General features: G+C 65.4%; 17 protein-coding genes and 1 tRNA gene. 12 read left to right on the top strand and 6 right to left on the bottom strand.

Annotation, left to right across the window (positions count from 1 at the left end; translation table 11 throughout):
• Window positions 1–123: 123 nt before the first annotated feature.
• The 7 genes from ACZF5Y_RS11045 (at window position 124) to ACZF5Y_RS11015 (ending at window position 5,957) form a co-directional block, all read left to right on the top strand.
• Entirely contained in the window at window positions 124–1,974 is a 1,851-nt protein-coding gene (locus tag ACZF5Y_RS11045) for a phosphoenolpyruvate carboxykinase (GTP) (RefSeq protein WP_497532695.1), read from the top strand.
• 129 nt (window positions 1,975–2,103) lie between these two features.
• A tRNA-Leu gene (locus ACZF5Y_RS11040) sits at window positions 2,104–2,180 on the top strand.
• A gap of 102 nt (window positions 2,181–2,282) precedes the next feature.
• Entirely contained in the window at window positions 2,283–2,579 is a 297-nt protein-coding gene (locus ACZF5Y_RS11035) for a hypothetical protein (protein WP_497532694.1), read from the top strand.
• Between the two features lie 125 nt (window positions 2,580–2,704).
• Window positions 2,705–2,851, top strand: a complete 147-nt coding sequence (locus tag ACZF5Y_RS11030) for a hypothetical protein (RefSeq protein WP_497532693.1) — start codon at window positions 2,705–2,707, stop codon at window positions 2,849–2,851.
• A gap of 51 nt (window positions 2,852–2,902) precedes the next feature.
• A complete protein-coding gene (locus tag ACZF5Y_RS11025) occupies window positions 2,903–3,472 on the top strand; it encodes a LemA family protein (RefSeq protein ID WP_497532692.1) in 570 nt (189 codons plus the stop codon).
• A gap of 12 nt (window positions 3,473–3,484) precedes the next feature.
• Window positions 3,485–4,360, top strand: a complete 876-nt coding sequence (locus tag ACZF5Y_RS11020; RefSeq protein WP_497532691.1) for a M48 family metalloprotease — start codon at window positions 3,485–3,487, stop codon at window positions 4,358–4,360.
• Between the two features lie 109 nt (window positions 4,361–4,469).
• Window positions 4,470–5,957: an MFS transporter gene (locus ACZF5Y_RS11015; RefSeq protein ID WP_497532690.1), complete on the top strand. Its 1,488-nt coding sequence runs from the start codon at window positions 4,470–4,472 to the stop codon at window positions 5,955–5,957.
• A gap of 45 nt (window positions 5,958–6,002) precedes the next feature.
• Here the strand turns inward: ACZF5Y_RS11015 and ACZF5Y_RS11010 are convergent, their stop codons facing one another.
• The gene (locus ACZF5Y_RS11010) at window positions 6,003–7,154 is read right to left on the bottom strand and encodes a glycerate kinase (RefSeq protein ID WP_497532689.1); all 1,152 of its coding nucleotides are present in this window, start codon (window positions 7,152–7,154) and stop codon (window positions 6,003–6,005) included.
• 204 nt (window positions 7,155–7,358) lie between these two features.
• Here ACZF5Y_RS11010 and ACZF5Y_RS11005 point away from each other — a divergent pair, with 204 nt between their 5' ends.
• Window positions 7,359–8,870, top strand: coding sequence for an aspartate ammonia-lyase (locus ACZF5Y_RS11005; protein WP_497532688.1), 1,512 nt, complete (start codon window positions 7,359–7,361; stop codon window positions 8,868–8,870).
• A gap of 186 nt (window positions 8,871–9,056) precedes the next feature.
• Here the strand turns inward: ACZF5Y_RS11005 and ACZF5Y_RS11000 are convergent, their stop codons facing one another.
• Window positions 9,057–9,923: a fumarylacetoacetate hydrolase family protein gene (locus ACZF5Y_RS11000; protein WP_497532687.1), complete on the bottom strand. Its 867-nt coding sequence runs from the start codon at window positions 9,921–9,923 to the stop codon at window positions 9,057–9,059.
• Between the two features lie 189 nt (window positions 9,924–10,112).
• Here ACZF5Y_RS11000 and ACZF5Y_RS10995 point away from each other — a divergent pair, with 189 nt between their 5' ends.
• Complete coding sequence (locus ACZF5Y_RS10995; RefSeq protein WP_053353497.1) at window positions 10,113–10,484, top strand: FKBP-type peptidyl-prolyl cis-trans isomerase; 372 nt, start codon at window positions 10,113–10,115, stop codon at window positions 10,482–10,484.
• Window positions 10,485–10,618: 134 nt separating this feature from the next.
• Complete coding sequence (locus tag ACZF5Y_RS10990) at window positions 10,619–12,070, top strand: NCS2 family permease (RefSeq protein ID WP_497535333.1); 1,452 nt, start codon at window positions 10,619–10,621, stop codon at window positions 12,068–12,070.
• A gap of 73 nt (window positions 12,071–12,143) precedes the next feature.
• Here the strand turns inward: ACZF5Y_RS10990 and ACZF5Y_RS10985 are convergent, their stop codons facing one another.
• Window positions 12,144–12,989: an inositol monophosphatase family protein gene (locus tag ACZF5Y_RS10985; protein ID WP_497532686.1), complete on the bottom strand. Its 846-nt coding sequence runs from the start codon at window positions 12,987–12,989 to the stop codon at window positions 12,144–12,146.
• 78 nt (window positions 12,990–13,067) lie between these two features.
• A complete protein-coding gene (locus ACZF5Y_RS10980) occupies window positions 13,068–14,297 on the bottom strand; it encodes an ammonium transporter (protein ID WP_497532685.1) in 1,230 nt (409 codons plus the stop codon).
• Between the two features lie 269 nt (window positions 14,298–14,566).
• On the opposite strand from ACZF5Y_RS10980, the gene rpsO reads away from it, so the two are divergent.
• Entirely contained in the window at window positions 14,567–14,836 is a 270-nt protein-coding gene (rpsO, locus tag ACZF5Y_RS10975) for a 30S ribosomal protein S15 (RefSeq protein ID WP_053353494.1), read from the top strand.
• Between the two features lie 108 nt (window positions 14,837–14,944).
• Here the strand turns inward: rpsO and ACZF5Y_RS10970 are convergent, their stop codons facing one another.
• Window positions 14,945–15,442 carry a hypothetical protein gene (locus tag ACZF5Y_RS10970; RefSeq protein ID WP_497532684.1) on the bottom strand — a complete coding sequence of 166 codons (498 nt, stop codon included), beginning with the start codon at window positions 15,440–15,442 and terminating at the stop codon, window positions 14,945–14,947.
• Window positions 15,443–15,645: 203 nt separating this feature from the next.
• Between ACZF5Y_RS10970 and ACZF5Y_RS10965 the strand changes: the two genes are divergently transcribed.
• On the top strand, window positions 15,646–16,635 hold the full coding sequence (locus ACZF5Y_RS10965) for a hypothetical protein (protein WP_497532683.1): 990 nt from the start codon (window positions 15,646–15,648) through the stop codon (window positions 16,633–16,635).
• A 244-nt stretch (window positions 16,636–16,879) separates the two neighbouring features.
• Here ACZF5Y_RS10965 and ACZF5Y_RS10960 read toward each other — a convergent pair whose 3' ends face one another.
• Complete coding sequence (locus ACZF5Y_RS10960; RefSeq protein ID WP_497532682.1) at window positions 16,880–18,274, bottom strand: aspartate aminotransferase family protein; 1,395 nt, start codon at window positions 18,272–18,274, stop codon at window positions 16,880–16,882.
• Window positions 18,275–18,276: the final 2 nt, after the last annotated feature.

Below are 18,276 nucleotides of genomic sequence, written 5' to 3'. Positions count from 1 at the left end.
GACTATATGTCAAAAATGGCGAAAATTTCTGCCTAAAAGGGTGAATCAGTGATGAACGGCCCGCTCAGAATGGACATGTCGCCGGTTCTTCGCCCGGCGGCGTCACATTCCGAGGAGCACGTCATGGCACTGACCCAGACCATCGATACCGAGAACACGATTGCCGATCTCGTTCGCACTGGCGCGACGACGACCAACGAAGAGGTGCTGCAGTGGGTGACCGAGGTCGCCGAGCTGACGCAGCCGGAGTATGTGGTCTGGTGCGACGGCTCGCAAGACGAGTGGAATCGCATCACCGGCGAGATGGTCGAAGCGGGCACGTTGATCCCGCTCAACAAGAACCTGCGCCCGGGGAGCTTCCTCGCCCGCTCGAACCCCTCCGACGTCGCGCGCGTCGAGGATCGCACCTTCATCTGCTCGATCGATGAAGCCGACGCCGGCCCGACCAACAACTGGGTCGCCCCTGACGCGATGAAGCGCGAGCTCATGCCGCTCTTCGCCGGCTCGATGCGCGGACGCACCATGTACGTCGCACCCTTCTCAATGGGCCCTGTCGGCGGCGCCATTACGCAGCTCGGCATCGAGATCACCGATTCGCCGTACGCCGTGCTCAACCTGCGCATCATGACGCGCATGGGGCAGGATGCGCTGGACGGCATTCTCCCCGGCGGCGAATGGGTGCGCACCGTGCACTCGGTGGGTGCGCCCCTCGAGTTCGGTCAGCAGGAGGTGGCCTGGCCGTGCAACGACACCAAGTACATCACGCACTTCCCGGAGACCCTCGAAGTGTGGTCGTACGGTTCGGGCTACGGCGGCAACGCACTGCTGTCGAAGAAGTGCTTCGCGCTGCGCATCGCGAGCGTCATGGGCCGCAACGAGGGCTGGCTCGCCGAGCACATGCTGCTGCTCAAGCTGACCAACACTGAGAGCGGCAAGGCGTACCACCTGTCGGCGGCGTTCCCGTCTGCATGCGGGAAGACGAACCTCGCGATGTTGCAGCCCACAATTCCGGGCTGGAAAGTCGAGACCATCGGCGATGACATCGCCTGGCTGCGACCCGGCACCGACGGGCGTCTTTACGCGATCAATCCCGAAGCCGGTTTCTTCGGCGTCGCACCGGGCACCGGCGAGTCGACGAACCCTGTCGCCGTGGAGACGCTCTGGGGCAACACGATCTTCACGAACGTGGCGCTGACCGACGACGGCGACGTGTGGTGGGAGGGCAAGACCGACGAGGTGCCCGCGCACCTCACCGACTGGCAGGGGGAGTCGTGGACGCCCGAGTCGGGTCGCGTCGCCGCTCACCCCAACTCGCGCTTCACCGTGCCCATCCAGCAGACCCCGACGCTCGCCCAGGATTGGTACGAGCAGAACGGCGTGCCGCTCGACGCGATCCTCTTCGGAGGTCGTCGTGCGACAAACGTGCCGCTCGTCGCCAAGTCGCTGTCGTGGGAGCACGGCGTGTTCGTCGGCGCGACCATCTCGTCCGAGAAGACCGCGGCCCAAGAGGGGACCGTCGGTGAGCTGCGCCGCGACCCCTTCGCCATGCTGCCGTTCTGCGGCTACAACATGGCCGATTACTGGGGCCACTGGCTCGAGATGGGCCAGGAGCTCGGCGAAAACGCGCCGAAGATCTTCCAGGTCAACTGGTTCCGCAAGGGAGCCGACGGTCGCTTCCTGTGGCCCGGATTCGGCGAGAACTCTCGTGTCATCGACTGGATCATTCGCAGCGTCGAGGGCTCGGTTGAGGGTCGCGAGACCGCGGTCGGCACGATTCCGGCAGCCGGTGAGCTCAACCTCGACGGCATCGAGGTGCCGCAGAGCGATCTCGATGAGCTGTTCGCGATCGATCCCGCTTCGTGGCTCGCCGAGGCCGACCTGACCGAAGAGTTCTTCGGCCAGTTCGGTGACCGGGTTCCGACAGCGCTCTCCGCGCAGCTGATCGAGCTCCGCGCCCGCCTCGGCGACGCGTAGCAGATGCGCCGGCTCGCCCGGCGCCCCGAGACCGTAGGCCCCGCCGTTCTGCCCAATGGCGGGGCTTACTCGTACCCGGCGTTCGCGCCGGATCGTTCTACCTCGCAGAGTCTGCGAGAATCGGACGAGCCCCCTATAGCCCAACTGGCAGAGGCAGCCGACTTAAAATCGGCACAGTCAGGGTTCGAATCCCTGTGGGGGGACCAGGTGCGGCCATAAGGTCGCCGGCCCGTGGGGTCGCTGGGCCAGGCTGAGAGTTTCGTCTGCCAAGGCGAACTGCATGGCCTTCGCCGCAATACACTGGCGGCGTGCGCACGATGACGAAAACCCGGTTGATCGTCGCCGTATGGCTCCTCGGCTTCGCGGTGGGGACCGTCACGCACACCCTCGATCTTGTGCTCGGAGGGCGCGACGTCTATTCCGATTTCCCGATGCTCGTTCGATGGTTCTGGGTGCTGCTCACCGTGCTCGACCCGCTCATCATCGTGCTGCTCGTGCGCCGATCGCGGGCCGCGGCTCCGACGGCCGTCATCGTGATGGTCGCGGACCTCGCCGTGAACTGGAGCGTGTTCTTCAGTGTCGGGGGTCTGTCCCTGTTCGGGTGATCGCACAGTCCCTGTTCGGTGCCCTCGTGTTCCTCACCGCCACGCACGTCTGGTGGAGGCATCGGCGCAGCCGCCCGCCTGCGTCGCGTGACTGAGCCGGCGGTCGAGCCGACTAGGCTGGCCGCGTGCTCTTCGCCAAGTTCGTGCTCGTCGCCGCGATCCTCGTCGCCGTCGTTTTTGCGGTGCTGATGCGCGTTCGGGCTGCCCGACTGCGCCGTGAGCGTGCACGGCGCGAACGAGCGCGGGCGAGGTCGCGCCCTGCGGTGCCGTGAGCGTGCAGCCATCCCAGCAGATTCAATGCCGCCACCGGTAAGATGCCAACCATGTCTGGTGGATTGATTGCCACGCTCGTCGTGGTCGGCGTGCTTGTAGTGCTCATCGGGTACGTCTGGGCGACGTACAACTCGCTCGTGACGCTGCGCGTGCGCGTCGATGAAGCGTGGAGCGACATCACGGTGCAGCTGAAGCGTCGTGCCGACCTGATCCCGGCGATCGTCGAGACCGTGAAAGGCTACGCGGCGCACGAGAAGACCGTGTTCGAAGACGTCACCAAGGCGCGCGCCGAGACCATTTCGGCACAGGGCCCCGCTGAGGCGTCGGCCGCTGAGAATCACATGCAGCAGGCCTTGAAGAGCATCTTCGCGGTGGCCGAGGCCTACCCGCAGCTGCAGGCCAGCCAGAACTTCTTGCAGTTGCAGAGCGAACTCGTCGACACCGAGAACAAGATTCAGGCGTCGCGCCGGTTCTACAACGGTGGTGTGCGCGAGTACAACACGAAGATCCAGGTGTTTCCGAACACCCTGTTCGCCCGCGGCATGGGCTTCACGGAGCGCGTGTTCTTCGAGGTCGAAGACATCGCTTCGATCTCGGAGCCCCCGCGCATCCAGTTCTAATCGGGGCGGGCCGTGTATCGCGCAATACGCCGCAATAAGGTCAACAGCTTCCTGATCATTCTGCTGTTTCTCGGCATCGTCGGTGGGCTCGGCTACCTGGCGGCGACGATCTATCGTTCGCCGGGCATCGTGATCGTCGTCGTCGTCGTCGTGTCGATCGGTTACGCGCTGTTCCAGTACTTCATGGCGGGGCGCCAGGCCATCTCGATGAGCGGCGCGCAACGCATTACCGAGGCCGACCACCCGCGGCTCTACCGGATCGTCGAAAACCTGTCGATCACTACGGGAAGCCCGATGCCCGAGGTCTACATCGTGAACGACCCGGCCCCCAACGCCTTCGCCACGGGACGCGACCCCGAACACGCGATGGTGGCGGCGACCACTGGGCTGCTCGATCTCATGACCGATCCCGAGCTCGAAGGCGTCATGGCCCACGAGCTCGGTCACGTGCGCAATTACGACATTCGCGTGTCGATGATCGTGTACGGACTCGTGGTGGCCGTCGGCATGATCGCCGATGTGCTCGTGCGCATGGCCTTTTTCGGCCGCAATAACAACAACGGCAATCCGGTCGTACTGATCTTTGGATTGGTTGCGATGCTGGTAGCCCCGCTCGTCGCAACCGTCGTGCAGCTTGCGGTGTCGCGGCAGCGCGAATACCTTGCCGATGCCACTGGTGCGATGACGACGCGTCACCCCGAAGCGCTTGCCAGCGCGCTCCACAAACTCTCGACCTACGGGCAGCCGCTGCAGCGCCAGCAGTCCAGCATGGCGCACCTCTGGATCGCGGATCCGTTGAAGCCAGGCATGGTGCAGCGCCTCTTCGCGACCCACCCGCCGATTCCGGATCGCATTCGCCGCCTGCTCGATATGGGTGGGAAGTTCTAGTCTGCAGCCAGGGGATTCCGGACGCTCGGTCGCCCACGTCCCCGGTGTCTGCAGAGAGCGGGCGTAAGGTAGAGGGGTAGCCCAGGAGGTCGCCCGCACCGTGTCAAGCATGTTCCGCTCGCTCTCCGTACGCGACTACCGCATCTGGTTCTTCGGAGCGCTGGTGTCGAACATCGGAGCCTGGATGCAGGCCACCACGCAGAGCTGGGTGGTGCTGACCGAACTCACCGATACCAATGCGGCGGCCGTCGGCACGACGATGGCATTGCAGTTCGGCCCGCAGCTGCTACTCGTGCCGTTCAGCGGGGCGGTTGCCGATCGCTTCGACCGTCGACGCGTGCTCATGGTGACGCAGTCGTTGCTGATGCTGCTGGCAGCAGGCCTCGGTGTGCTGTTGATCACGGGGCAGGCAGAGCTTTGGCATCTCTACGGGTTCGCGCTTGCGCTCGGCGTCGTGAATGCCTTCGATACGACTTCGCGCCAGGCCTTCGTTTCTGACCTGGTCGGTCTCGAGCAGACATCGAATGCGGTCGCACTGAACTCCGCCTCGTTCAATTCGGCGCGACTGATCGGCCCCGCAGTCGCGGGGGTGCTGATTGCCGCGATCGGTTCGGGCTGGGTGTTCATGATCAATGCGGTCTCGTTCCTCGCCGTACTCGGCGCGCTCGCGGCAATTCGCACACGCAGGGTCAAACCGCCGCAGACGGGGCGCCGTGAATCGCAGTGGCGCCAGCTCTCCGCGGGCTTCCGGTATGTGCGTGGCCGCCATGACCTGCTGGTGATCTTCGCGATGGTCTTTCTCGTTGGCGCCTTCAGCATGAACTTCCCGGTGATCTCGTCGACCATGGCGATCGAGTTCGGCCGGGGTGCGAGCGACTACGGATTACTCTCCTCGGTGCTCGCGATCGGGTCTTTGGCGGGGGCGCTGCTTTCCGCGAGGCGTCCGGCGGCCCGCATGCGCGTGGTCATCATTGCGGTGGGCGGTGTCGGAATTGTCAGTGTCGTCGCGGCGGTGATGCCGAGCTTCTGGACGTTCGCGGCTACCCTCGTCTTCTTCGGGCTCGCGATCTCCACGATGCTGACGACTGCGAACGGCTTCGTGCAGACGACCGCGGCTCCTGCGGTGCGCGGCCGAGTGCTCGCGCTGTACATGGCGATTCTCATGGGGGGCACGCCGATCGGCGCTCCGCTGGTCGGCGCTGCGGCCGACGCGCTCGGGCCGCGTTCGACGCTGTTCATCAGCGCTGCAGCGGGCTTGCTGGCGTTCGGGATCGGCCTCGCCTGGTTGTTCTCGGAGCGGAAGCTGCGGTTCCACCGCGACGGCACCCACGTGCGCGTCACGCACGCCGGTCGACCGGGCTTGGACGACGACCCGAACGCGCAGGTCGAAACGCTGACCGCATCGATCGCGGTGCTGAGGAGGGAGCCTCGTTCTGCGCCGATCATCGGGGCCGGCGAGTCGGTGCCGCAAGAGGGTTCGAGTAGCTCGGCGACGGGCGCGATCGGCGTGAGTGACGTCGTGGCTGAGGTCAGTGATTCGATACCCAGCGCGAAACCGGACGACCGCGACGATGATCGGCATGACCCACGCGCGTGACGTTGGGTGGCCTCGGTTGGTTGTGAATCACGGGGTACTGCGGGGTTACGCGCGGGCCTGCAAGCCGTCGCGAAGGCGAGCCGCGATGTCGCAACCGATATCCTGGAGATACCGATCCGCGTGTTGCATGCTCTCCGCGCGGTTCGGAGCCCGGTCCATCACGGCGTAGCACCCCGCGAATCCCGCGGCTCGCCATTCGGCTTCGGTGAGTGCTGTGGTTCCGCAGACGGCAATCGTCGGAATCTGCAGCGAGCGAGCTGCGCGCTCGACGCCGACCGGGGTCTTTCCTCCGAGGCTCTGCTGATCGAACGATCCTTCGCCCGTGATCACGAGATCGGCCCCCGCCAAATGTGCACGCAGCCGTGTGAACTCTGCAACCATGTCGACGCCCGGTCGTGGAGCCGCGCCGAGTATGTGGAGCGCTGCAAACCCGACGCCCCCCGCGGCGCCAGCGCCCGGAGAAGCGGTGGCGTCGACCCCCGAACGGCTCGGTTCCCACGACTCGATGACGCGGGCCGCGAATCTCGTGAGCGCCAATTCGAGCAGCACGATATCGTGACGGCTGGCCCCTTTCTGGGGGCCGAACACGGTCGCAGCGCCTCTCGGGCCGAGCAATGGGTTGTCGACGTCGCTGGCGAGGATGAATCGGGTCGTCGCGAGCCGCGGATCGAGACGGGAAAAATCGGCGCGGTGCAGCTGCGTCAATGCGGCACCGCCGTCGGGGAGCTCGTGGTCGGCTTCGTCGAGGAATCGCGCGCCCAGGGCGGCGAGCATTCCGGCTCCGCCGTCAGTGGATGCGCTTCCGCCGATGGCGAGCACGACGGTCGTTGCCCCGGCATCAAGCGCAGCGGCGATGAGCTCTCCCGTTCCGCGCGACGTGGCTGCGAGAGCGTCTCGGCGGGCTGGGGGAAGAAGCTCAAGTCCGGATGAGCGCGCAAGTTCGACGACCGCGAGGTGATCCTGCAGCGCGAATGAGGCGCTGAGGGGTGCCCCGAGTGGGTCGGCCACCATCAGGGAATGCTCGACGAACCCGCTCGCGATCGCAGCTTCGAGTGTTCCTTCGCCACCATCTGCCATGGGAACCACGGTGATGTCTGCGTCGGGGGCGCTCGCCCGTATTCCTTCGGCGAGCGCTGCGCCCACTCCGCCGGCATCGAGCGACCCCTTGAACTTGTCCGGTGCGATAACGATGCGCATGCCTCCACGCTATCGACTCAGCTGCGCCGGGGAGCCGCGAATCGTGCCGAAGCTTCACTGGCGAGGAACGTACGCAGATGCCCGTTTCGGTCAATAATTCGGCCGCAGGCCGAACCGCTGCCCGCGTGCACGCCAGGACGGTAGGCTGAGTCGCGTCCCGGCGGCTCGCGCCGCTTTTCCACGAGTATGGAGCCATGATTCACGGTGAGTGATTTCTTGTCCGCACAGACCCGCACTGAAACGGACTCTCTCGGCAGCGTCGAGATCCCCGCCTCCGCCTACTGGGGGGTGCACACCGCTCGGGCGCATGAGAACTTTCCGATCGCGCGCCGCCCGGTGTCGGTGTACCCCGACTTCATCCGTGCGTTCGCCTGCGTGAAGCAGGCCGCAGCGCGGGCGAACCTTGAGATCGGCGCGCTCGATGAGCAGCGCGCCACCCTGATCGATCGTGCTTGCGAAGAGATCAAGACGGGCATGCTGCACGATCAGTTCGTGGTCGGCGTCATCCAGGGCGGTGCCGGCACTTCGACGAACATGAACGCGAACGAGGTCATCACGAATCGCGCGCTCGAGCTCGCGGGGCACGCGAAGGGTGACTACGCGTTCATCAACCCCAACGATCACACGAACCACAGCCAGTCGACGAACGACACGTACCCGACCGCGATCAAGATCGCGCTCGCGTTCTCGCTGGGCAGCTTGCTCGACGAGCTCGGGCTGCTTGCCGAGTCGTTCGCCGCGAAGGGCCGCGAGTTCTCCCACATCATCAAGGTCGGCCGCACCCAGCTGCAAGACGCCGTGCCCATGACGCTCGGCCAGGAGTTCAACGCGTTCGCCGTGACGCTGCGCGAAGACATCGAGCGTCTGCGCGAGGCCGTCTCGCTGCTGCGCGAGGTCAACATGGGCGCCACCGCGATCGGCACGGGCATCAACGCGCCGCGCGGGTACAAGGAAGCGGTCATCAAGCATCTCCGCGACATCACGGAGCTGCCGCTCGAGACCGCGGGCGACCTCGTCGAGTCGACGAGTGACACCGGTGTGTTCGTGACGTTCTCGGGTGCGCTCAAGCGCAGCGCACTGAAGCTCTCGAAGATCTCGAACGATCTGCGTCTGCTCTCATCGGGCCCGCAGGCCGGCTTCGGCGAGATCAACCTGCCCGCCCGCCAGGCCGGCTCGTCGATTATGCCCGGCAAGGTCAACCCGGTCATCCCGGAGGCCGTCACACAGGTGGCGTACTCAGTCGCTGGCGCCGACGTCACCGTATCGATGGCCGTCGAGGCCGGGCAGCTGCAGCTGAACGCGTTCGAGCCGGTCATCGCGCACTCGCTCTTCCAGTCGATCACGTGGCTCGAGCGCGCGTGCCAGACGCTGCGCGTCAACTGCGTCGACGGCATCACCGCGAACGAAGACCGCCTGGAAGACATGGTCTCCCGATCGGTCACCGTGATCACCGCGTTGGCGCCCGTCATCGGCTACGCCGAGGCGGCGAAGCTCGCCAAGGAGGCGCTCGCCACCAACGCAAAGGTCTCCGAGCTCGTCACCTCGCGCGGTCTGCTCGATCAGGCGCAGCTCGACGACATCTTGCAGCCGTCGAAGCTCGCGGGCCTCGCCCCAGAGACCGACGTGATCGACATCATCGCGGAGAACGCGATTGCGGCGCCGCAGAAGCTCGAGGATGGCGAGGGGCCCGAGGTTACGAAGAAGTCCGCGAAGTAGGGCGGTATCACATGCGAAAGGGAGGGGAGGATCAGCCGATCCTCCCCTCCCTTTGGTGTTGCAGCTGCGCCCGTCTCACCGCAACGTACTGCCCCTCACCATGAATGGGTGTCACTTTCTGCGCGAAATCAGCGTGAGATCGCGCAGAAAGTGACACCCATTCTGGTGCCCGAGGAGTCGAGCGGGTCACGCCTCGACGCAGTGCGAGGTGAGTGCGCCGATGCCCTCGATGGTCACGGTGACCTCGGTGCCCGGGCGCAGGTAGAGCGGCGGCTTGCGCGAGCGGCCGGCGCCACCGGGGGAGCCCGTCGAGATGACGGTGCCCGGGAGCAGTGTGGCCTGCTGCGAAATCGAGGCGATGAGCTGCGCGACCGTGCGAATCATGAAGCCGGTCGTCGAGTCTTGCACCCGCAGGCCGTTCACGTCGGTGGTCAGCGCCAGCGCCTGAGGATCGGGAATCTGGTCGGCGGTGACGACGACCGGGCCGATGGGGGTGAAGCCGTCGAACGACTTGCAGCGCGACCACTGCGGCTCCTGGAACTGGATGTTGCGGGCCGTCACATCGTTGATCGCGGTGTACCCGAAGACGTAGTCGAGCGCTTCTTCGGCGGTGACGTTCTTCGCCGGCTTGCCGATGATCACCCCGAGCTCGCCCTCGTAGTCGACCTCTTCGCTGACCTCGGCGTCGAGCGGCACCTGGCCGCCGTGCGCTCCGAGCGAGTTCGGGAAGAGCGAGAAGAGTACCGGACCCGAGTCGTTGTCGAGGCTGAGCTCGCTTGCATGCTCGTCGTAGTTGAGGCCTACCGCGAGCACGATCGGCGCACCGATGACGGCCGGGGCGTGAGTCGTGTCGCCCACGGGCTTCCAGGCATCGGCGGGGAGCGATGCGACAGCGGCGCGGACGCGCTCCAGAGCGATATCACCGGCCTCAATGAGCTGCTGCAGGGTGTCGAACGCCTCCCCGAGGTCACGCAGCGCGACGTAGCGATCTGCGTCGATGGCGACGAGAACGGGGGCGGAGTGCGGAGCAAGGATCAGGTGTGCGAATCTCACCCACTCAGGGTATCTGATGCCGCACGCGGTTGTAGGTAGGGTGCAGCGGAATGCGCCTGGCTTTGTAGGGCGCTGCGCTGGCCCAACGGGCACGCGACGCGCACGTCGCGGCCACCAGCACTTGCGACACGGTTTCCCTCTGGGCGAACTCGGAGCCCGAATCGCTCGGAGATCCAGCAGAATAAAGTCATGACTGAATCACCGAAGACGAAGCCGGAGATCGAATTCCCGGAGGGCCCGGCGCCCGCTGAGCTGCAGATCGTAGACATCGTGGAGGGTTCCGGCGAAGAAGCGCTCGCCAGCTCGACGGTCGACGTGCACTACCTCGGTGTCGAATACGACTCCGGCGAAGAGTTCGACTCGTCGTGGAACCGCGGCGAATCGATCAACTTCCCGCTGCGCGCCCTCATCCAGGGATGGCAGGTCGGCATCCCCGGCATGAAGGTCGGCGGTCGCCGCAAGCTCATCGTGCCCGCGGCGCAGGCCTACGGCACCTCGGGCGGTCATCCCCTTTCGGGCAAGACGCTCATCTTCGTCATCGATCTGCTCGGCGTCAGCTGAAGCTGACCCGATACCGCCGTCTCGTGCGGTGAATCCTGAGGCCGTCCGCACCCGCGGGCGGCCTCAGCTGTCTGTGGGCGGTGGTACCGTCTTCTTGTTCAGTGAACACTCAGCAAGACGGATTGGAGCGGCCCGTGGCGGACCCGCAGCAGGTGACGAACGAGCAACGGCCCTCGGGCGCATGGGGTGGTGTTGACCGCTACTTCAAGATCTCGGAGCGCGGATCGACCTTCGGTACCGAGGTCCGCGGAGGTCTCGTGACCTTCGTGACGATGGCGTACATCGTCATTTTGAACCCGATTATTCTGACGAGCGGCGCCGACGTCAACGGAGACACGTTGTCGTTCCCCGCGGTCAGTGCCGTCACCGCGCTCACCGCCGGTGTCATGACCATCCTGTTCGGCCTCGTCTCGCGTCTCCCGTTCGGGTTCGCGGCAGGCCTCGGCATCAATGCCTTCCTCGCGTTCTCCGTCGTCGGTCAGGTCACCTGGCCTGAGGCGATGGCCCTGGTCGTCATCAATGGTGTGCTCATCGTGCTGCTCGCGGCGACCGGCCTGCGCCGCATGATCTTCGACGCGGTTCCCGTCGAGCTGAAGCTCGCGATTACCGTGGGCATCGGCCTGTTCATCGCCTTTATCGGGTTCGTGAACTCCGGATTCGTGACGTCGACGGGCAGTTCGTCTCCGCCGGTCGGCCTCGGTATCGGCGGATCGGTCGTCACGGTGCCGACACTCATCTTCGTGATCACGCTCATTCTCACGGGGGTGCTCGTGGCCGCTCGGGTCAAGGGCGGCTTGCTCATCGGCCTCGTCGCCGGCACCGTCATCTCAGTCGTGGTCGAGGCGATCTGGCACCTCGGGGCAGGCACCGACAACCCGGGCGGCTGGGGCCTCACCGTGCCGGCACTCAGCGGGGCACCGTTCAGCCTGCCCGACCTGAGCCTCGTCGGCGCCGTGAGTTTCGACCTGAGCCGGGTCGGCGCGGTCACGATCGTCATGCTCGTATTCACCCTGCTGTTCACCAATTTCTTCGACGCCATGGGCACGATGACGGGGCTGTCGCGCGAGGCGGGGCTCGCCGATGAGCAGGGCAACTTCCCGCGCCTCAAGTCCGCGCTCGTCGTTGAGGGCGTCGGCGCAATCGCCGGTGGCCTGACGTCGTCGTCGTCAAACACCGTCTTCATCGAGTCCGGTGCCGGCATCGGCGAGGGCGCGCGCACCGGATTCGCGAACATCGTGACCGGGCTCATGTTCCTGCTCGCGATGTTCTTCACCCCGCTCACCAACATCGTGCCGACCGAGGTCGCAGCGGCCGCGCTCGTCATCGTCGGCGCGCTGATGATGGCGCAGATCAAGCACATCGACTTGACCGACTTCCGTGTGCTGCTGCCCGTGTTCCTCACGGTTGCCGTCATGCCGATGACGTACTCGATCGCCAACGGCATCGGGGCGGGCTTCGTCGCCTGGGTACTCGTGCATGCGTTCTCTGGGCACGTCAAGCGCATTCACTGGCTGCTTTGGGTCGTTGCGATCGGCTTCGTGCTGTTCTTCGCACGCGGGCCGATCGAGGCCGCGCTGGGCGTATAGCCGCCCCAATAGACGGCGGGGTGTGCAGGATCGGCGATCCTGCACACCCCGCCGTTCGTCGGGCCGCTGGGTGCTACTCGTTCCCGCCCAGCACCACGTCGCGCAGCTCTTCGACGAGCGCGGGCGAACCGGCGACCAGAAACGGCTCACCCGGAGGCGTTGCGTCATCGCGGCCGAGGAGTCGGGCTCCCGCCTCGCTCGCAATCAGCACTCCGGCCGCGTAGTCCCACGGCTGCAGTCCGCGTTCGAAGTAGGCGTCGAGACGGCCCGCCGCGAGCAGGCAGAGATCGTAGGCGGCCGACCCGATGCGCCGAATGTCGCGAGCCTTCGGCAGGAGGCGTGACACCATGGCAGCCTGTTCGACGCGACGCTCGACGGTGTAGCCGAATCCGGTGGCCACGAGCGAGAACGAGAGATCTTCTTGGCCCGTGATGGCGATCGGCTCGCCATTTCGGGTCGCGCCGCCGCCCTGCCAAGCCACGAACAGCTCGTCGGTGCGCGGGTTGCACACCGCACCGGCGATCGCACGGCGGCCATCGGCGAACGCGGTGGCGTCGGTCACGGTTGCGGCGATGCTGACGGCGTAGGCGGGAAGGTCGTACAGGTAGTTCACCGTGCCGTCGATCGGGTCGATCACCCAGGTGATTCCGCTCGTGCCGGCGATACCGGTACCTTCCTCACCCAGAATGCCGTCGTCAGGGCGCGCCTGCTGGATCGCGGCGACGATGAGCTGCTCGGACTCCTGATCGGCAGCGGTCACGATGTCGGTCGCGCTCGATTTACTCGCCGCTACTGCGACGCCTTGCGCGCGCAGTTCGAGGATGCGGGCGGCTGCCTGCTGCGCGATTTCGGCCGCGAGTTCGGCGAGGGCCTGCGGGTCGTGTGCGGGTGCTGCGCTGGAATCGGAGGAGTCGCTCATGCTGCGAGCCTACTGCGTCGGCGCAGCAGAACGGGGCCCGGGCGTCATCGGCCGGGCCCCGTGTATCGGTGAAGCGGATCAGCGCAGTTGCGCGTTCACCACTTCAGGCTCTGCGTAGGCGTACGCTTCCTCGCCGTGCGCGGCGAAGTCGATGCCTGCTTCTTCGACCTGCGGCGGAACGCGGAGGCCGGTCACCAGCTTCACGCCGAGGGCGATGATGAGCGAGACGACGAAGGAGTACACCATCACCGCGACCACCGAGATGGTCTGCACCAGCAGCAGGCCGGCATCGCCGCCCGTGAACAACCCGTCGTCGAAGGCGAAGAAGCCGAGGTAGAGCGATCCGATGACGCCGGCGACGAGGTGCAGGCCGACCACATCGAGCGAATCGTCGTAGCCCAGGCGATACTTCCAGTCGATGGCGAACGCGCAGGCGATGCCGGCGATGAGGCCGAGCAGCAGCGCCCACACCGGGGAGAGGCTCGCAGCGGCGGGGGTGATGGCGACGAGGCCGCCGACAGCGCCCGATGCCGCTCCGATGACGCCCGGCTTCTTGCCGCGCAGCGCGTCGATGATGATCCAGCCGATGATGCCGGCTGCGGGGGCTGCAAGCGTATTCACCAGGATCAGGCCGGCCTCGCCGGTTTCCGTTGCGAGGCCGCCGTTGAAGCCGATCCACCCGAACCACAGGAGGGCGGCGCCAATGGTGACGAGCGGGATGCTGTGGGGCTGGTGCGATCCCTTCCCGAAGCCGATGCGCTTTCCGACGACGATGGCGAGCGCGAGTGCAGCGGCGCCCGCATTGATGTGGATCACCGTGCCGCCGGCGAGGTCGATCACATCGGGGAGCCCGAGCGTGCTGCCCAGGTTCTGAATCCAGCCACCGCCCCAGACCCACGCGGCGACGGGGAAGTACACGAAGGTCGCCCAGATCCCCGAGAAGAGCACCCAGGATCCGAGGCCGACGCGGTCTGCGATCGCGCCCGAGATCAAGGCGGCGGTGATCATCGCGAAGACGGCGCCGAAGCCGACGCCGATAAAGCTCGCGGGGTCGGTGTTGATGAGACCGAAGTCCTTGAACGGGCTGCCGGCGAACCCGCTCTCGCCTTCGGCGAAGTAGTTCATGCTGTATCCGAAGAGGATCCAGAGCACTCCGACGACGCCCATGGCGCTGACGCTGAAGAGCATCATGTTGACGACGGAGCGGACGCGGACGAGGCCGCCGTAGAAGAGCGCGAGGCCCGGGGTCATGATGAGGACGAGTGCTGCGCTGGTCAGCGTCCACACATCCGAGGGGGTGAGTTCCATGCTGCTGCCTTTCTCTCGTGCGGGCCGAGGCCGCCACAGTGTGACCAGTGTGCGGGGTCGCTGTTTCACAGCCGTTCCCCGGGAGTTTCGCTGTCGTACCGATCGTGTTTCGAAACGGTGACGAGGTCTCGTGCGAGCAGCACCGGGCTCGTCGCGCATGAATGCACGAATACTGCTAAGCTGTTCAGGTTGCCGTGAATACGGCCGCGGATAAAGAGAGCCCCAGCACCCCGCTGAAGGCGCCGCGCAGCAAGAGGAAGGGGATCCCTATGGCACTGAATGCAGAGGTCAAGAAGGCGATCATCGATGAGTACGCAACCAAGCCCGGTGACACCGGTTCCCCCGAGGTTCAGGTCGCGATGCTCAGCCGTCGTATCAAGGATCTGACCGAGCACCTCAAGGAGCACAAGCACGACCACCACTCGCGTCGTGGCCTCCTGCTGCTCGTTGGCCAGCGTCGCCGTCTCCTGGGTTATCTCCAGGACGTCGACATCACGCGCTACCGCTCGCTCATCGAGCGTCTCGGTCTGCGCCGCTAGTCGTTTCAGGTTCGCGGCGATCGCATGATCGTCTGACGCACCATCTGCGAAGCGCCCGTCATCTTATGGTGGCGGGCGCTTCTGCGTTGTTCGAGGGGTGTCGATGTTTTAGAACGCCGCCGCCAAAAAGCCGCTGAACAGGCTGAACACGAATGACAGCGCCCCGAGGGCCGCGGAGACCGCGGCGCCGATGGCCGTCCACCGCCAGCGCGTCATCGTCTTCGAGACCAGCCCGATGATGGCGAGAACGCCCGCAATGACGATCGCTGAGCCGTTCACGACCCAGGAGATCGTCGAGGCGAAGGCGTAGGAGTCGAACTCCATCCCTATCCTTATGAGGAGCGGGAGAAACAATGACATCAGCGACGACAGCGCGAGCACGGCGAGGGCGATGATGCCGGGAACGTTGAGCTTGCCGACGCTTGGGACGCCGCGGGGCTGCGGCGTTGGGGCGGCGTATTGCTGTTGATAATGCTGCTGGAACTGCTGTGGAGCGGCGAACTGCTGCTGCGGTTGCTGCGGTGCGTACTGCGGGGGTGGTGGGCTCTGCGGTTGTTGCGGGGAGGCAGGCTGCTGAGTCGGCTGCTGGGGCTCGAAGCTGCTCATGCCTCGAATACTATCCGCGTGCGTGCGCCCCCGATAGGGTTTGGCATCGACGCACTGATCGGCATGTGCACCAACATCATGCGCTCACACGCCCGTCTGGGTCCGCAATGGTGTGAGTTTCTGGGGACAGCGACGAACGCACGACGACGAGCGGCCAAGATGTGAGGATGTTTGACGCACCTGTTGCCGCAAGAATTCTCAGCATGCGCAAGCAGCTCATCTTCCGGCATCGCGCTATCGACCTCGTCGAATCGCGCGCACTTACCGCGGCGGTGAACGAGGGGCGCCTCGTTCGAGTGATACGCGGGTGCTATGTCGACCAGTCGACGTGGGAGGGCTGGTTTCACGAACAGCGAGTGCTGGCGCGCACGATTGCCGTAGCGGAACTGCAGGCCGCGCGCCGTCCAGTGTTTTCGCATCAGTCTGCAGCTGTGATCTGGGGATTGCCCCTCGTCTCGGAACGCGATGGGCGGGCGCACGTCGTTACTCCGCCTGCGGCACCGGGGCGGAGTTCGCCAATCGTTCAGCGTCATGTCCTCGAGACTCCGCACGCGGACATCGTGTCGATCGCGGGGATGAATTTCACGAGCCTCGACCGCACCATGATCGATCTGATGCGGTTTGCCACGATGAATACTGCGATCTCCGCTGCGGACGCGGGACTACGCCTCCAGTTCGGGGCATGCAAATCGGGATTGCCTGCTGAGGTCGAATCCTGGCGTGCGGAGCATCTGGGACGATTGGGGCGTCATGCTGGGTATCGTGGAAACACACGCGCACGGCAGATCCTTGAGCTCGCCGACCCTCGAGCCGATTCTGTGGCAGAGAGCGTGAGCCGCTTGCAACTGACGCGACTCCGTGTGCCGGTCGAGATTCAGGTGCGTGTCGTGGGCCCCAGTGGTGCCGTTTACTGGGTCGACTTCGAGTTCTTGGGGCAACGAACGTTTGGCGAGGTCGACGGCGTATCGAAGTACAGCGATCCGTCGCTGCGAGGCGAAAGGTCTGCATTGCAGGCGGTGATGCGGGAGAAGCGACGCGAAGATGAGATTCGGGGAGTCTCGCAGTTCGCTCTCGCAAGGTGGGAACCATCACATGCGAACACGGCTCGCGCCTTGGGGAACCGGCTGCAGGCGTTCGGAGTGCGAGTACCGGCGCTTGAAACGGGGCAGCGTATGCGCTTGCTTGCATCGTGAGAACGAGGGGAAACCGTGAGTACGAGGGCTCAACACCTGTCTTTCGCCTCGCATTCGAGTTTTACCCTCACACTCAGCGTTTACCCTCACACTCGCGGGACACGGGACACGGGACACGGGACACGGGGCGCGGGACACGGGGCGGGGAGTGGGGACCCGCGCGCTGCGTCCACGTGCAGAAACGGGTGTGGCCCCCACGCCGTCAGGCGAGGGGGCCACACCGATCCCGAATCGGGGTTTGCGATCAGATCTTGGAGGACGCGTCTTTCAAGACACTGCGCAGGATGCCACCGATCTCGGCGAACTCCGACGGACCGATGGTCAGCGGGGGAGCGAGCTGGATGACGGGGTCTCCACGGTCGTCGGCGCGGCAGTAGAGGCCGGCCTCCCACAGTGCGGGGGAGAGGTAGTCGCGGAGCAGTCGATCCGACTCCTCCTCGTTGAAGGTCTCCTTGGTGGCCTTGTCCTTCACCAGCTCGATGCCGAAGAAGTAGCCCTCGCCGCGCACGTCACCGACAATGTCGATGTCGAGCAGCTTCTCGAGCTCGGCGCGGAACAGCGGGCTGTTCTCGCGCACGCGGCCGTTGAGGTCCTCTTCCTCGAAGATATCGAGGTTCTCGAGCGCCGCAGCCGCCGCTGCCGGGTGACCGGCGAAGGTGAAGCCGTGGTAGAAGGTGTTGTCGACCGAGTTGAACGGCTCCGACACCTTGTCCGAGACGATCATCGCACCGAGGGGAACGTAGCCCGAGGTGATGCCCTTGGCGGACGTGATGATGTCGGGCTCGTAGCCGAGTGCCTTCGAAGCGAAGAACTCGCCGACGCGACCGTAGGCGCAGATGACCTCGTCCGAGACGAGCAGCACGTCGTACTGATCGCAGATCTCGCGCACGCGCTTGAAGTATCCGGGGGGCGGGGGGAAGCATCCGCCCGAGTTCTGCACCGGCTCGAGGAATACGGCGGCAACAGTCTCGGGGCCCTCGAAGAGAATCGCCTCTTCGATGCGGTTCGCGGCCCACTGGCCGAAGGCCTCGAGGTCGTTCGAGGGAGCGCCCATCTCGTCGGCGCGATAGAAGTTCGTGTTCGGCACACGGTGGCCGCCCGGGGTGAGCGGCTCGTAGAACTTCTTCATGTCGGGAATGCCGGTGATGGCCAGCGCGCCCTGCGGGGTGCCGTGGTAGGCGACCGAGCGCGAGATGACCTTGTGCTTCATCGGCTGGCCCTTGATCTTCCAGAAGTGCTTCGCCAGCTTGAATGCCGACTCCACAGCTTCGCCACCACCGGTGGTGAAGAAGACCTTGTTCATCTCGCCGGGGGCGTACGACGAGAGGCGCTCCGAGAGTTCGATCGCAGCCGGGTGGCCGTACGACCAGATCGGCATGAAGTCGAGCTGCTGCATCTGCTTGGCCGCAGCCTGCACGATGCGCTCGCGACCGTGGCCGGCGTTGACCACGAACAGGCCGGCGAGGCCGTCGATGTACTGCTTGCCGGCAGCGTCGTAGATGTGGTGACCTTCGGCGCGGGTGATGACGGGGATGCCGTCGTTCAGCACCTTGCGGTTGGTGAAGTGCGGCCACATGTGCTTCTTCGCAGAAGCCTGAAGCGCGGCAGTGTCTACCGCAGCAGTGGGATCGTAAGACATGG

This window comes from Leucobacter sp. WKLB1 (assembly GCF_059696215.1).
This window is presented reverse-complemented; position numbering and strand designations above follow the sequence as displayed.

What these genes read in the sequence shown, in the direction of transcription:
- ACZF5Y_RS11025 (WP_497532692.1), top strand. Translation starts at nt 2,903, where the DNA reads ATGTCTGGTGGATTGATTGCCACGCTCGTCGTGGTCGGCGTGCTTGTA.
- ACZF5Y_RS11015 (WP_497532690.1), top strand. Translation starts at nt 4,470, where the DNA reads ATGTTCCGCTCGCTCTCCGTACGCGACTACCGCATCTGGTTCTTCGGA.
- ACZF5Y_RS10980 (WP_497532685.1), bottom strand. Translation starts at nt 14,297, where the DNA reads ATGGAACTCACCCCCTCGGATGTGTGGACGCTGACCAGCGCAGCACTC.
- ACZF5Y_RS10985 (WP_497532686.1), bottom strand. Translation starts at nt 12,989, where the DNA reads ATGAGCGACTCCTCCGATTCCAGCGCAGCACCCGCACACGACCCGCAG.
- ACZF5Y_RS10970 (WP_497532684.1), bottom strand. Translation starts at nt 15,442, where the DNA reads ATGAGCAGCTTCGAGCCCCAGCAGCCGACTCAGCAGCCTGCCTCCCCG.
- ACZF5Y_RS11045 (WP_497532695.1), top strand. Translation starts at nt 124, where the DNA reads ATGGCACTGACCCAGACCATCGATACCGAGAACACGATTGCCGATCTC.
- ACZF5Y_RS10965 (WP_497532683.1), top strand. Translation starts at nt 15,646, where the DNA reads ATGCGCAAGCAGCTCATCTTCCGGCATCGCGCTATCGACCTCGTCGAA.
- ACZF5Y_RS10995 (WP_053353497.1), top strand. Translation starts at nt 10,113, where the DNA reads ATGACTGAATCACCGAAGACGAAGCCGGAGATCGAATTCCCGGAGGGC.
- rpsO (WP_053353494.1), top strand. Translation starts at nt 14,567, where the DNA reads ATGGCACTGAATGCAGAGGTCAAGAAGGCGATCATCGATGAGTACGCA.
- ACZF5Y_RS10960 (WP_497532682.1), bottom strand. Translation starts at nt 18,274, where the DNA reads ATGTCTTACGATCCCACTGCTGCGGTAGACACTGCCGCGCTTCAGGCT.
- ACZF5Y_RS11010 (WP_497532689.1), bottom strand. Translation starts at nt 7,154, where the DNA reads ATGCGCATCGTTATCGCACCGGACAAGTTCAAGGGGTCGCTCGATGCC.